Source organism: Luteibacter sp. HAY1-4A (assembly GCF_056755355.1).
Genome location: NZ_JBNDHZ010000075.1, coordinates 1 through 12,754, shown reverse-complemented (window position 1 = coordinate 12,754; position 12,754 = coordinate 1). Strand labels below are relative to the sequence as shown.

Sequence of the window (12,754 nt, the reverse complement as noted above, 5' to 3'; positions counted from 1 at the left end):
CGCCAAGATCGTCGTTGCCCGGAATGCCGTTGGGTGCGTTCACCCAGATCGTGTCGAGCACGCGGCGCACCAGCTCCTGCGTCTTCCACGGCTGGCCAGCGTAGTTGTAGAGCCATGGCGTGCCGATGGAAGGCTCGTTGTCGAGTTCGGCATGCAACGGGCCGGACTTGGTGACGGCGAAGCTGCCGTCTGGCTGGTAGAAGAAGGCGTCCAACCGCTTCCGCGCCTTCTCGCGCCCGCCCATCGCGTCGAACAGGCCGCCGACGTTGAACGGCACCATCCACACGTACTGCGCGGCGCTGCCTTCGACGAACCCATCCTCAGTCGATGGCGTGAAGGCGTGGGGTGCTTCCTTGTCGTCGTCCTTCACCAGGGCCCAGCTGCCGTCGGCGTTGCGGTTGCGGATATAACCGCCTTCCGGCGTGGCCTTGGGATCGAACAGATTGCGCCAGTACTGCGCGCGCTCGAGGAAGCGGGCGGAGGTGTCCTTGTCGCCCAGGCGGTCGGCAAGCGCACTGATGCCGAATTCGGCGGCCACGGTTTCCAGCGTATCGGCTGCAGGGCCCCAGGCCGGCGCGCCCACGGGAATGTAGTGCAGCTTCAGCCATGCATCGAGGCCGGGACGCTGACCCACGCATTCCACTTCGCAGCCGTCGTGCGACGTATCCAGCGCCGTGGGATGGTCGGCCGCATGCACGAGCGAGGCGAGGGCGCCCTTCGCATCGAAATCGCGGGCGCCGAACGCGTAGATGCCGGCCACTGCGGCTGCTGCCGGGTCGCCGTTCATCACGTGCGTGCCGCCGTTGTTGTGCGTCCAGCGGTCCCACACGCCGTTGTTCTGCTGAGCCTGGTTGTAGAGGCTCTGCGCGATGTCGCTGGCGGTCTTGGGTTCCAGCCACGCCACCAGCGGCAACTGCGAACGATAGACGTCCCAGCCGGAAAAATTGGCGTACTGGGCTTTCTGGTTGCCGCTTACCCGGTGGGTCTTGCCGTCGAAGCCGCGGTACTCGCCGTTGACGTCGCTGAAGACGTTGGGGTGCATCAGTGCATGGTAAAGCGCCGTGTAGAACACCGTCTGCTGATCGGACGTGCCACCCTGTACCTCGATATGCGACAGGCGCTCGTTCCACGCTGCCACGGCCTTGTCGCGCACCGCCTCAAAGGTGGTTCCCTTCGGCGTTTCGGCATCCAGGTTGGCCTGTGCGTTCGCGGCGCTCACATAGGAGATACCGACGCGTACGTTCACCGCCTGCGTGCCCTTGGCGAAGCCCACCCAGGCACCCGATCCCTTGCCGGCTTCCGGAAAGCCCTTGGGGCCGTATCCCGTACCGCCCTCGGCGCGTGTGCCGCCTTTCTCGACGCTGCCGTCATGCCATGCGCCGGTGGCGGCGAACGGCTGGTCGAACTCGGCGACGAAGTAGAGCGTGTAATAGCTGCGGCGATCCGCTTCGTTGATGTAGCCGCAGAAGTTGCCGCTGGTCACTTCGCCCGAAACCCTGGCATGGGCCGTGTCGACGACGACCTTCGCGTCCTCGGAACCCGCTTCCGAATCCGAAGCGCGCACCAGGACGTTGGCCGGTTTGCCGACGGGGAAGGCGAAACGCGCCGCACCGCTGTGCAGGGCCGCGGTGAGGTCCACCGCCACGCCGTTGTCCAGCGTCACGCGGTAGTGCCCGGCCTTCGCCGTTTCATTCGCATGCGAGAACTTCGACGCGTACGCATGGCGGAAGTCCGACGACGGCGAGGCGGTCACGTCCTCGGTGATCGGCATGAGGGGCACGTCGCCCGATCCGCCCGCGCAGCCCCAGCCTTCGACATTGGTGAGGCTGAAGCCGCGGATGGCATCGGCGCGATATTCGTAACCACCGGGCGCGGCAATGGGTGCCTTCTTGCCGGGCAGCGGCGATGCTTCCGGACTGAACTGCAACATGCCGAACGGCACCACGGCGCCTGGAAAGACATTGCCGCCGTTGGTGGTGCCGATGAGCGGATTGACCAGCTCGGCAGGCCCCGAGGCGGCGGCTGCGAGGGCCGGCAGCAGGGCTGCGGCGAGGGCGATCGGAAGAATGGCGCGCAAGGTGACCTCCGTGGAACGGCGATTTGTCTCGATTGAAATGCCGTTATAACAGGGATTGCGCTGGGCGGCTCAGATGGGTTGGAGCGCTTGCCGGTTTGGCTGGGGACTCGACCGAGCCGCGTTACCAGAGAATGCCGTCGACAGGCTGCACGGGCTGGAGGCCATGCGCTTCGCCGAGTCCATCGCGCAGGTCGATTTCGATGCCGCGCGTGAGGGCGGTCATCGGTACGTCGTCTTCCTTGTTTTCGAAGGGGTTCTGCATGTCGTTGCCGATCTGCAGCAAGGCAAGGAAGAGGAACCCCGCCACCGTGGAACCGAGCGGCGTGTAGAGGCCAAGCGTCTCCACCAGGCCGAGTGGCAGCAGCAGACAGAAGCCGTGCGTGAAGATGGTCGGGTATGCCGCATATTGCTGCGGCAGCGGCGTGTTCTTGATGCGTTCCATGCCGCCTTGCGCATTCGTGATGTCGGCGAGCGTGCGTGCGAAGGTGGCCAGCAGTATGGGGTCGGGACCGGCGCCGGCGATCGTCGCGGCCGTGCGAGAGTGGATGGTGTTGGGCACGTTGAGCACGCCTTGCAGCCGTGCCAGCTCGTCCGAGGGAAGACGGCCTTCCAGTTCGTCCCAAGGTGCCTGACGCCGAAGGTGCATGCGCAAGGAGTGCACGTAGGCGATCTGCCTGCGGGTTACCTGGATGGCGATGCTCCGATCCGACAGCAGCGTGAGGGCGTCGCGCGCCAGGGTGCGCGACGCGTTTACCATCGCGCCCCACAATGTGCGCGCCTCCCACCAGCGCGCATACGCGGTGGTGTTGCGGAAGCTGAGGTATACCGCGACGGCGGAGCCCAGCAGCGTGACCGGCAGGGCGGGAAACTCCATCCAGGCAGGATCCACCACGTACCAGAAGACGGTGACCGCGATGTCCCACGCCAGCAGCCAGATCAGCGGCTTGCCGACGTAATGCAGGATATGCCCGAGGTGTGCCCGCCCCGGTAGGATCACACGCTGTTCTCTCGGCGGATGGCTTCGGATAGCGGAATGAAGCGGTCAGTGCGCCCGTCGAGCACCGACACGGTGCCGTCGCCGATGTCGTACACCCAGCCTTGCAGGTTGATGGCATCGTTGGCACGCGCGGCGGCCACCGCGGGATGGGTGCGCAGATGCGCGAGCTGGAGGCGAACGTTTTCCTCGATCAGCGCGCTCATGGCAGCCGCCCCTTCGAGCTTGCGCGCGAACACGGCGCTCTTGGCGGCCTGGGCGTTGCGCAGCCATGCTTCCACAGTGGGCAGGTCGCGGGTGGAATCGGGATTCAGCAGGCCCTTCATGGCGCCGCAATCGGTATGGCCGCAGACCACCACGTGGCGGACGCGCAGCACCATCACGGCGAATTCCACCACCGCGGATACGCCACCGAGCATCTCGCCGTAACCCGGCACGATATTGCCGATGTTGCGGCAGACGAACAGCTCGCCGGGCTGGGTCTGCGTGATCATCTCCGGCACCACGCGGGAATCGGCGCAGGTGATGAAGAGGGTGTGGGGGCTCTGGCCTTCGGCCAGTTCGCTGAAGAGTTGTTCCCGTTCCGGGAAGATTCGATGGCTGAAGTCTTCGACGCCCTTGAGCAGGCCGAGCAGGCTGTCGTCGCGGGAAGTGTCCTGAGTCATGCATTCACCTCGGAAGATCGGGCCGCGCGAGCGCGCGGCAACCGGGGAAGTTTATGACAAAGCTGGGCAGGACGGATTCGCGGCAGTATGGGCCGGACTCTGTAGGAGCCGCTTCAGCGGCGATCCCGCGGCAGCGGGCAGGCTTGCTGCCAGCACCCATCGCCGCTGAAGCGGCTCCCACAAAAACGAAAAAAGCCGCCCTGCGCGAGCAGGGCGGCCAAGTTCCGGAGGCTTACGCCTCCACGTCTTCCTTATAGGCATCGATCGGGATGCAGGCGCACATCACGTTCTTGTCGCCGTACACGTTGTCCACGCGCGACACGGGCGGCCAGTACTTCGACAGCTTCAGCGAGGGCAGCGGGAAGGCGGCCAGTTCGCGCGGGTAGGCGTGGGTCCACTCGCTGCCCGTGACCATGGTGGCCGTGTGCGGGGCGTTGCGGAGCGGGTTGTCCTCGCGGTCCAGGCGGCCGTCTTCCACCGCGCGGATCTCGTCGCGGATCTGGATCATGGCGTCGATGAAGCGGTCCAGTTCGTGCTGCGACTCGCTTTCCGTCGGCTCGACCATGAGCGTCCCGGCGACCGGGAACGACAGGGTTGGCGCGTGGAAGCCGAAGTCGATGAGACGCTTGGCCACGTCTTCGGCGCCCACGCCCGTGGCGTCCTTGAGCGGGCGCAGGTCGAGGATGCACTCGTGCGCGACCAGGCCGTTGCGGCCCGTGTAGAGCGTCTTGAAGTGCGGTGCGAGGCGCTTGGCGATGTAGTTGGCGTTGAGCAGGGCCACCTGGGTGGCCTTGCGCAGGCCTTCCGTGCCCATCAGCGTGATGTACATCCACGAGATCGGCAGGATCGAGGCCGAGCCGAAGGTGGCCGCGCTGACCATGCCCACGTCGCCCTCGCCACCGAAGGCGCGCGGCAGGAAGGGAGCGAGGTGCGACTTCACCGCGCAGGGGCCCACGCCTGGGCCGCCGCCGCCGTGCGGGATGCAGAAGGTCTTGTGCAGGTTGAGGTGCGAGACATCCGACCCCCACTTGCCCGGCTTCGCCACGCCCACCAGCGCGTTCATGTTCGCGCCGTCGGTATACACCTGGCCGCCGTGCTTGTGCACCGCTTCGCAGATGGCGACCACGTCTTCCTCGAACACGCCGTGCGTGGAGGGGTAGGTGATCATGATGGCGGCAAGACGGTCGGCGTACTTCTCCGCCTTCTCGCGGATATCGTCGACGTCGACGTTGCCGTTCGCGTCGCAGCGCGTGACCACCACCGTCATGCCGCACATTTGTGCGGACGCCGGGTTGGTGCCGTGCGCGGATTCCGGAATCAGGCAGATGTCGCGATGGCCTTCGCCGCGCGAGCGGTGGTAGGCGCGGATGGCGAGCAGGCCGGCGTATTCACCCTGCGCGCCCGAGTTGGGCTGGAGGCTCACGGCGTCGTAGCCGGTGCATTCCACGAGCATGGCTTCCAGCTCGTCGATCAGCTGCTTGTAGCCCTGTGCCTGGTCGGCCGGAGCGAGCGGATGGATGTTCGCGAACTCGGGCCACGTGACCGGGATCATTTCCGCCGTGGCGTTGAGCTTCATGGTGCACGAACCCAGCGGGATCATCGTGCGGTCGAGCGCCAGGTCCTTGTCGGCCAGGCCACGCAGGTAACGCAGCAGTTCGTGCTCGCTGTGGTGCGTGTTGAACACCGGGTGCTGGAGGAAGTCCATGCCGCGCAGCAGCTGGCGCGGCAGCGCGTCGTGCACTTCGCCGTCGAGCGCGTCGATGTCGTCGATGCTGCCGCCGAAGAGGCCGGCGAGGGCGAGCACGTCGGCACGCGTGGTGGTTTCGTCGAGGCTGATGCCCACGCTCGACGCGTCGATCGCGCGCAGGTTGATCTGCGCGGCGGCCGCCTTCGCGTGAATGGCCTTCGCGTCCACGCCGGTCACGTGCAGCGTGTCGAAGAAGTCGTCACCCACGGCGACACCGGCGCGGCGCAGCGCAACCGCGAGGATGGTGGCGAGACGGTGCGTGCGGCGGGCGATGCGAGCCAGCCCTTCCGGGCCGTGGTACACGGCGTACATGCTGGCCATGACGGCCAGCAGCACCTGTGCGGTGCAGATGTTCGAGGTGGCCTTCTCGCGGCGGATGTGCTGCTCGCGGGTCTGCAGCGTCAGGCGATAGGCGGGCTTGCCCTCGGTGTCGATGGACACGCCGATCAGGCGGCCCGGCATCGAACGCTTATAGGCGTCGCGGCAGGCGAGATAGGCGGCGTGCGGGCCGCCGAAGCCGTAGGGCACGCCGAAGCGCTGCGTATTGCCCACCACGATGTCGGCGCCCCAGGTGCCCGGAGCTGCGATGAGCGTGAGTGCAAGCAGGTCGGTGGCGACGCAGACGATGCCGCCGCGTGCGTGCGTGGCGTCCGCGAGGCTCTTGTAATCGTTGATGCGGCCGTAGGTGTTCGGGTACTGCAGCAGCACGCCGAAGCTTTCCACTGTAGCGGCTTCGCCATCGTCACCCACGTGCAGCTCGATGCCGATGCCGTCGGCGCGCGTGCGCAGCACTTCCAGCGTCTGCGGATGCACGTCCTTCGACACGAAGAACACATTCGACTTGGACTTCGCGGAACGCTTGGCCAGCGCCATGGCCTCGGCGGCCGCGGTGCCCTCGTCGAGCAGCGAGGCGTTGGAGATGTCCATGCCGGTGAGGTCGGCGACCATCGTCTGGAAGTTGATCAGGGCTTCCATGCGGCCCTGCGAGATCTCCGCCTGGTACGGCGTATAGGCCGTGTACCAGGCCGGGTTTTCCAGCACATTGCGCAGGATGACGTTCGGCGTGAGGGTGCCGTAGTAACCCTGGCCGATGAAGCTGCGGAACACGGTGTTGCGGTCGGCGATCGCGCGGATCTTCGCCAGCGCTTCCTCTTCGGTCACGGCACGGGGCAGGGCGAGCGGAGCGGGCGATTTGATCGAGCCGGGGACGATGGCGTCGGTGAGGGCGTCGAGCGAGGCGTGGCCGACCACGCCCAGCATCTCGGCGATCTCGGTGTCGTTCGGGCCGATGTGGCGCTCGATGAAGGCGCCGTGGTTTTCGAGGTCGCGCAGCGAAGTTTTCTGGCTCATGGCTTTGGAGGCATCCGGAGTAACGCGCCGTGCCGGCACGTGGGGCGCCCCTCTGTCCTTTTGCCTGAGAGTTTGGAGGCGTGAAGCCCCTTGCACCTTCGGCGCCGGATCGAACCGGTCTCTCCAGAGTGATGACCGCGCGGTGGTATGGGAGCCTGAGCGATTACGGGCGTTGCGCCTTCGGCAGCGGGTCCTTCCGCTTCTCCCACCGAGCTTTACGCCGCCGATTATACAGGGCGTCGGGCGGGGATGTCGGGGGTGGCCGGAAGGGTCCGTAGGCCATGGTGGGCGGCGGTACGGCGCCGGCAGAGCGGGTGGGCGACGGTTCTCCGGCCCGGGGACGCCGCGCTTCGGCCGGCACAGATCCCGCCGTTATCGTCCGCCATTGTGCGGAAAACGTCGGCAAACCTCGTGTGGGCGCCTTGAGCGCCGGCGCGCTCCGCGCTGGCTTGCGCCACGGGAGAAGCCGAAACGTCTGGAACTTGTGTCAGCCGTCACGGTCTCCGCAGTTCGATCAACAGGGGACAGGCACGATGCCATCAGGGATGACAGCCACCCTTCCATGCCCCCCATGGCGGCGGATACTCAGGAACGGTGTGCTCTTCGGAACGGTGTGCTTTTTGCACCTATTGTTGTTCCTGATTCTGATGTCAATGCGCCCGCGCTTGCCCGATACCGACGTGCGCTGGAACGAAGACGAGGCCCTCGCGATGAGGGTCCGCCTGATCGAGCCAGCGTCGACCGCACATCCTCGGCGGCTGACTGGCTCGACGGGGCCCTCGACGATCTCCGTCGACCGGCATCGCCCCGCAACATCCCTACGGAAGCGAAGATCCTCCGTCGTCTTCCCCGAGGTCACTCAGGCTCCAGCGCCAGTCGCTGTCTCGCCCCGGGAGATACCCACTCCGGTCGGCATGCCTCAGGTGCCAGGCGGCGACACCTTCGGGGACCCGTCGATCCGCAGGGCCTTGAGCGGCGCTGCTTCGTCGGTAACGCCATCGTTACCCGGTGGAAGCGACACCGGCCTGTCGGGGGCATTTCACGTAGCCCGCCCGGCGAGCATCAAGGACAAGGTCAGGTCGATAGGCAACTACATGAATTGCAGCATGATCGAAATGGCGCGCAATCGTCCCGGCCAATTGAACGTGGTGCAGATAGGCGACGCATACAGCGCCCTTGGCTGCAAGAAATAACGAGCGCCAGCTTTCCAGCGCATCCAGTTGAGGGCATAGAATCGCTGGATTGCCGGAGTGCCCACATGACGGATGAGCGAAGCTACTGGTTCGGTCGCAAACGCTTTGGTTGGGGCATCAGCCCCGCGAGCTGGCAAGGTTGGGCAAGCATTGCCCTCTATTGCGCCCTGATGATCTCCACGACGAAGATCAGATTCCTCACCATGCATCCCACGTGGGAGGTCGCATCGAAGGTTGCGCTCACCGTGGCCTTCCTCGTCGTGATGATCGTCAAGTTCGACCGGTCGGAACGTAACTGACACCTTCCGTTCGACCCAGCTCGGCACGAATGCTTCCTACATCCCCCGGCCTGAAGCACCGTGCCGGTGCATTCGGGCCGGGCCGTGGCCGTCTGCCTTACCAGGGCGCCGGGCCTTCCTTGCCGGTGAAGGAGCCGCTGGGCGCCGCATCGGCCTGCGTTGCCAGCCGTACGATCTCCTCGGCCCCTTCCTGGACCGTCTGCGGGCCGCTGTTGCCGTTGAGGTCGGTCGCCGTGTAGCCGGGACAGACCACGTGGACCTTGATCCCGGTGTCCTTCAGTTCATCCGCCAGGATCACGCTGGACATGTTCAGGGCGGCCTTGGAGGCGTTGTAGCCGATCAGCTTCACCGCGGCGTATTCCCAGTTCGGGTCGGCGTTGTAGGTGATCGAGCCCAGGCGGCTGGAGACGTTCAGGATCCGGCCGTCGGTCGCCTTCTTCACCAGCGGCAGCAGGGCCTGGGTCGCGGCGATCGTCCCGAAATAGTTGGTGTCGAAGATCCGCCTCACGGTGTCGAGGTCGGCCGCGCCGACGTTGCCGTCGCCTTCCAGCGCGATGCCGGCGTTGTTGACCAGGACATCGATGCGGCCCTCGCTGGCCTCGATGTCGGCTGCTGCGCGCGCAAGCGAGGCGGTATCGCCGAGATCGACATGAATGAAACGGACGTCCAGGCCCTCGCCTTGCAGCGTGTCGGCCGCGGCCTGGCCACGGCCGGCGTCGCGGGCGCCAAGCAGCACGCGGTGCCCGGCTTTGCCCAACTGGCGGGCCACTTCGAAGCCGATGCCCTTGTTGGCACCGGTAACCAGGGTGATACGTTTTGGCTGGCTCATGCTCAGGTTCCTTGTTGAATAAGTGAGGGGTAGCCCCATCCCCTGAATTGGGAACCCTGTTTCGGCTTTTACATTCGCATATGCCCGTCGCCCCTTCCGAAGCCCTGAAGCCCCGAAAAACCCCGCGCCAGGCGCGCTCTGCCGCCACGGTGGAGGCCATTTTCGAGGCCACCATTCAGGTTTTGCTGGTGGATGGCTACGCCGGCCTCACCACGACCCGGGTGGCCGCCCGGGCCGGGGTTTCCGTGGGCACGATGTACCAGTACTTCCCGCACAAGGAGGCCCTGCTGTACGCGGTACTCGAGGACTACCTCGAAGACGTGATCGTGGCGATGGAAGACGCTGCCCGGCGATACGACGGCGCCTCGCTCGTCGAGTTGTCCGACGCGTTGAGCCGGGCCTACCTCGATGCGAAGATGCGCCGCATGCCGGGATCGCGGGCGCTCTATATCGTGGCCGACATGCTCGAAACCGCGAGTCTCGTCGACGACATCGTGCGCCGCGCGGACGACATCATCCGGCGGATGCTCGCCAGCGCTTCGGATGCCCGTTTCGACGACGTCGACAAGGTGACCTACGCCATGCGTACGATGCTCGTGGGCACGGTCCGCGCCGTGCTGGAAAGCGATGGTTCGGCCGAGGCGGTGGCCATGCTTCGCGCGGAACTGCCGGTGATGTGCCGTTCCTACTTGCTTGCCTCGGCGAGTCGGCGCAACGTTCATCCCGTGTACTGACGCGAGGGGTGAGGGGATGGATGCGTTTCGTGTCTTGCTGATCGGCGGAACGGGGCAGGTCGGTTCGGCGGTGGTCCGTGCGCTGGCCGCCGAGCCTGCCTGTGCCGAGGTGGTCATGGTCAACCGGCGTGACATCGCGCCGCCGGCGGATTCGCGCGTGCGCCAGGTAGTGCTGGACACAGCAGGTGCGAGCTTCACCGATGACATCGCGACGCTTGCCCGTGGCTTGGTGGCGCACGGCGATGCCGTGTTTGGTGCTTCGTGCGTCGGCGTGGGAAGCGGCAGCATGAAGTGGACCGAGGAGCAGCTCAAAGCGCTCGAGGTGGGTGTCGTCGGCGGTTTCGCCCGCGGGTGCCGCACCGGTGGCATCACGCGTTTCGCACTCCTGTCCGCCGTTGGAAGCGATCCGACGAGCCGCTTTCGCTATGTGCGTGTGATGGGCATGAAGGAAGCAGCCGTCGAGGCCGTTGGATTCGATCGCCTCGCGATTTTCCAGCCGGGGATCATCGCCGGGAACGCGCATACGCCGGGCTATGTCTCGTGGCTCGGACGACTGGTGCCGGGGCGGTTTGGCGCGATCGAGCAGGACGATATCGGGCGGGCGTTCGTGGCCGAGTTCAGGCGTGGACTGGCAGCGCATGGACTGTCCCGTTTCGAGAACGGCGCCATGCGGCAGATGGCTCGATCGCTCCTACGCGGAAGCGATTAGCCAGGGCTGCATGAAGGCTTCGAGAGTGACTCGCGGCGGCACCGTCAGCCCTGCGGCGTGCACGAACGCCTGCGAGGCTTGCAGGAACGCTTGCTTTGCCCGTGCGGCATCCATCCGTGCCGTGGCTTGCTTTTGCCTGAGTTGAACAATGTGCACGGAAGGCTGGCCGGGCTTCGAGAACTTCGCGTAACGGCGAAGTTCGTCAGCCGCGAGGGTGGTGTCGCGCGCGGCGCGTTCCATGCCGTCCCTGGCTTTCGCCGCGTGGACGAGCAGGGCGATGGATTCGGGGGAAAGAGCGGCCAGGGAGGGGTGGTTGTGATCGGACATACGATTTCAAACCCCGGAAAAGACAAAGCCCCGCATTGCTGCGGGGCTTCGTCTATAATTGGTGCCCAAGAGAGGACTCGAACCTCCACGGTTTTACCCGCTAGTACCTGAAACTAGTGCGTCTACCAATTCCGCCACCTGGGCAGGTGTCTCGAAGCAGCTTCGCCGCCCCGTGAGCCGCGTAGATTAGGTAGGTCGAGGAAACTTGTCAACGATTTCGCACCCCGGATGTGAAACTATTTCACGTCCCCATCCAAAGGTTCATAAGTGACGAAGAAAAAGAAAGGCACGGGCGCGGATCGCGGCCCCCGCAAGGCCAAGGCCACCCAACCGGGCAAGGCCCTGGAGAAGTCCCGCGACCGCCGGCCGGCGCAGGCGGTGGTCGATCCGCATGCCGACCGCGAGGCCCAGCGCTACGACCAGCCCATCCCCAGCCGCGAGGCCATCCTCGCTCTGCTCGAGGAGCGCGGCGAACTGCTGCTGGCCGAGGATATCGCCCGTGCCCTGCGCCTGTTCACCGATTACGAGATCAACGCCCTGGGCAAGCGCCTGGCCGCGATGATCCGCGACGGCCAGCTGCTGCGGAATCGCCGCGGTAGCTACGCGCCGGCGCAAAAGCTCAGCCTCATCCCCGGCCGGGTCATCGCGAACGCCGAGGGCTATGGCTTCCTGCGCCCCGATGAAGGCGGGGAAGACCTCTACCTGTCGCCCTCGCAGATGCGCAGCGTGCTGCATGGCGACCGCGTGCTCGCCAGCGTCGTGGGCATCGATCGCCGCGGCCGCCGCCAGGGCGCCATCGTGGAAGTGCTGGAGCGCCGCTCGCCGCGTCTCGTCGGCCGTGTGGTGGTCGAAAACGGCGTGACGCTCGTCGAGCCGGACGACCGCCGCCTGCACCAGAACATCATGATTCCGGCGGGACGCGACGCGGGCGCCCGTTCGGGCGAGATCGTCGTCGCCGAGATCACCGATCCGCCGACGCCGCACCGGGGCCCCCTCGGCACCATCCGTGCCGTGCTCGGCGAACGCCTCGAGCCGTCGCTGGTGGTGGAGATGGCCATCGCCAGCCACGACCTCCCGCACGAGTGGCCGCCGCAGGTGCTGCGCCAGGCGGAGGAAGTGGAGCCGAAGGTCGGGTCCGACGAGCGCAAGGGCAGGGTGGACATCCGCAAGCTGCCGCTGGTCACCATCGACGGCGAGGACGCGCGCGATTTCGACGATGCCGTATATGCCGAGGCCCTGAAGGGCGGCGGTTTCCGTCTCATCGTCGCCATTGCCGACGTGTCCCATTACGTGCCCGTGGGTACGCCGCTGGATGCCGAAGCCTATGAGCGCAGCACGTCCACGTACTTCCCCGGTTTCGTCGTGCCGATGCTGCCGGAAACCCTGTCGAACGGCATCTGCTCGCTGAATCCGAAAGTGGACCGGCTGTGCATGGTGTGCGACATGGAAATCGACGAAGACGGCGAAGTGGTCCAGTCGAAGTTCTACGAAGCGGTGATGTATTCGCACGCGCGCCTTACCTACAACAAGGTATGGCAGGCGGTGGGCGAGCGGAACGCCGACGTGCGCGACGAGATCGCCGATGTATTGCCGCAGGTCGAGACCCTGCACCGCCTCTATAAGGCGATGGCCAAGGCGCGCAAGCGCCGTGGCGCCATCGACTTCGAGACGCCGGAAGTGAAATTCCGCCTCGCGCCGTCGGGCGACGTGGTGTCGATGGGTGCGACCGATCGCAACGATGCCCACAAGCTCATCGAGGAATGCATGATCGCCGCGAACGTGCAGGCGGCGCGGTTCCTGTCGAAGCGGAAGATCCCGGCGCTGTATCGC

Annotated in this window: 11 protein-coding genes, 1 tRNA gene and 1 riboswitch; of the genes, 5 read left to right on the top strand and 7 right to left on the bottom strand. The window is 65.9% G+C overall.

The genetic code is table 11. The features are described 5' to 3' along the window. From ACPYOD_RS18225 to gcvP, 4 genes are all read right to left on the bottom strand, one after another. Window positions 1–2,077, bottom strand: a 2,077-nt coding sequence (locus tag ACPYOD_RS18225; RefSeq protein WP_481303117.1) for a GH92 family glycosyl hydrolase, incomplete at its 3' end; no start/stop codon positions are given. Window positions 2,078–2,198: 121 nt separating this feature from the next. Beyond that, window positions 2,199–3,074: a bestrophin family protein gene (locus tag ACPYOD_RS18220; RefSeq protein WP_481303116.1), complete on the bottom strand. Its 876-nt coding sequence runs from the start codon at window positions 3,072–3,074 to the stop codon at window positions 2,199–2,201. Then, window positions 3,071–3,736, bottom strand: a complete 666-nt coding sequence (locus ACPYOD_RS18215; RefSeq protein ID WP_481303115.1) for a carbonic anhydrase — start codon at window positions 3,734–3,736, stop codon at window positions 3,071–3,073. Before ACPYOD_RS18215 ends, ACPYOD_RS18220 begins: the two co-directional genes overlap by 4 nt. A 232-nt stretch (window positions 3,737–3,968) precedes the next feature. Next, complete coding sequence (gcvP, locus tag ACPYOD_RS18210) at window positions 3,969–6,833, bottom strand: aminomethyl-transferring glycine dehydrogenase (protein ID WP_481303114.1); 2,865 nt, start codon at window positions 6,831–6,833, stop codon at window positions 3,969–3,971. A 42-nt stretch (window positions 6,834–6,875) separates the two neighbouring features. Beyond that, a riboswitch (glycine riboswitch) is annotated at window positions 6,876–6,970 on the bottom strand. Window positions 6,971–7,429: 459 nt separating this feature from the next. Here gcvP and ACPYOD_RS18205 point away from each other — a divergent pair. Both ACPYOD_RS18205 and ACPYOD_RS18200 read left to right on the top strand, forming a co-directional pair. After that, window positions 7,430–8,026: a hypothetical protein gene (locus tag ACPYOD_RS18205; protein WP_481303113.1), complete on the top strand. Its 597-nt coding sequence runs from the start codon at window positions 7,430–7,432 to the stop codon at window positions 8,024–8,026. Window positions 8,027–8,091: 65 nt separating this feature from the next. Further along, window positions 8,092–8,325: a hypothetical protein gene (locus ACPYOD_RS18200; RefSeq protein ID WP_481303112.1), complete on the top strand. Its 234-nt coding sequence runs from the start codon at window positions 8,092–8,094 to the stop codon at window positions 8,323–8,325. 97 nt (window positions 8,326–8,422) lie between these two features. Here the strand turns inward: ACPYOD_RS18200 and ACPYOD_RS18195 are convergent, their stop codons facing one another. Beyond that, on the bottom strand, window positions 8,423–9,154 hold the full coding sequence (locus ACPYOD_RS18195) for an SDR family oxidoreductase (RefSeq protein ID WP_481303111.1): 732 nt from the start codon (window positions 9,152–9,154) through the stop codon (window positions 8,423–8,425). Window positions 9,155–9,234: 80 nt separating this feature from the next. Here ACPYOD_RS18195 and ACPYOD_RS18190 point away from each other — a divergent pair, with 80 nt between their 5' ends. Together ACPYOD_RS18190 and ACPYOD_RS18185 are read left to right on the top strand one after the other, a co-directional pair. After that, entirely contained in the window at window positions 9,235–9,888 is a 654-nt protein-coding gene (locus ACPYOD_RS18190; RefSeq protein ID WP_481303110.1) for a TetR/AcrR family transcriptional regulator, read from the top strand. Window positions 9,889–9,904: 16 nt separating this feature from the next. Next, entirely contained in the window at window positions 9,905–10,597 is a 693-nt protein-coding gene (locus ACPYOD_RS18185) for an NAD-dependent epimerase/dehydratase family protein (RefSeq protein ID WP_481303109.1), read from the top strand. Here ACPYOD_RS18185 and ACPYOD_RS18180 read toward each other — a convergent pair. Both ACPYOD_RS18180 and ACPYOD_RS18175 read right to left on the bottom strand, forming a co-directional pair. Continuing rightward, a complete protein-coding gene (locus ACPYOD_RS18180; RefSeq protein WP_481303108.1) occupies window positions 10,580–10,924 on the bottom strand; it encodes a hypothetical protein in 345 nt (114 codons plus the stop codon). The two genes, ACPYOD_RS18185 and ACPYOD_RS18180, sit on opposite strands and share 18 nt — an antisense overlap. Window positions 10,925–10,983: 59 nt before the next feature. Further along, a tRNA-Leu gene (locus ACPYOD_RS18175) sits at window positions 10,984–11,068 on the bottom strand. A gap of 123 nt (window positions 11,069–11,191) precedes the next feature. Here ACPYOD_RS18175 and ACPYOD_RS18170 point away from each other — a divergent pair. Then, window positions 11,192–12,754 (top strand): ribonuclease R family protein (locus tag ACPYOD_RS18170; RefSeq protein ID WP_481303107.1); only part of this gene is annotated, 1,563 nt, incomplete at its 3' end.

Bases quoted from the DNA above. Each gene is read 5' to 3' on its own strand.
- ACPYOD_RS18215 (WP_481303115.1), bottom strand. From the start codon at position 3,736: ATGACTCAGGACACTTCCCGCGACGACAGCCTGCTCGGCCTGCTCAAG.
- gcvP (WP_481303114.1), bottom strand. From the start codon at position 6,833: ATGAGCCAGAAAACTTCGCTGCGCGACCTCGAAAACCACGGCGCCTTC.
- ACPYOD_RS18200 (WP_481303112.1), top strand. From the start codon at position 8,092: ATGACGGATGAGCGAAGCTACTGGTTCGGTCGCAAACGCTTTGGTTGG.
- ACPYOD_RS18195 (WP_481303111.1), bottom strand. From the start codon at position 9,154: ATGAGCCAGCCAAAACGTATCACCCTGGTTACCGGTGCCAACAAGGGC.
- ACPYOD_RS18190 (WP_481303110.1), top strand. From the start codon at position 9,235: ATGCCCGTCGCCCCTTCCGAAGCCCTGAAGCCCCGAAAAACCCCGCGC.
- ACPYOD_RS18185 (WP_481303109.1), top strand. From the start codon at position 9,905: ATGGATGCGTTTCGTGTCTTGCTGATCGGCGGAACGGGGCAGGTCGGT.
- ACPYOD_RS18180 (WP_481303108.1), bottom strand. From the start codon at position 10,924: ATGTCCGATCACAACCACCCCTCCCTGGCCGCTCTTTCCCCCGAATCC.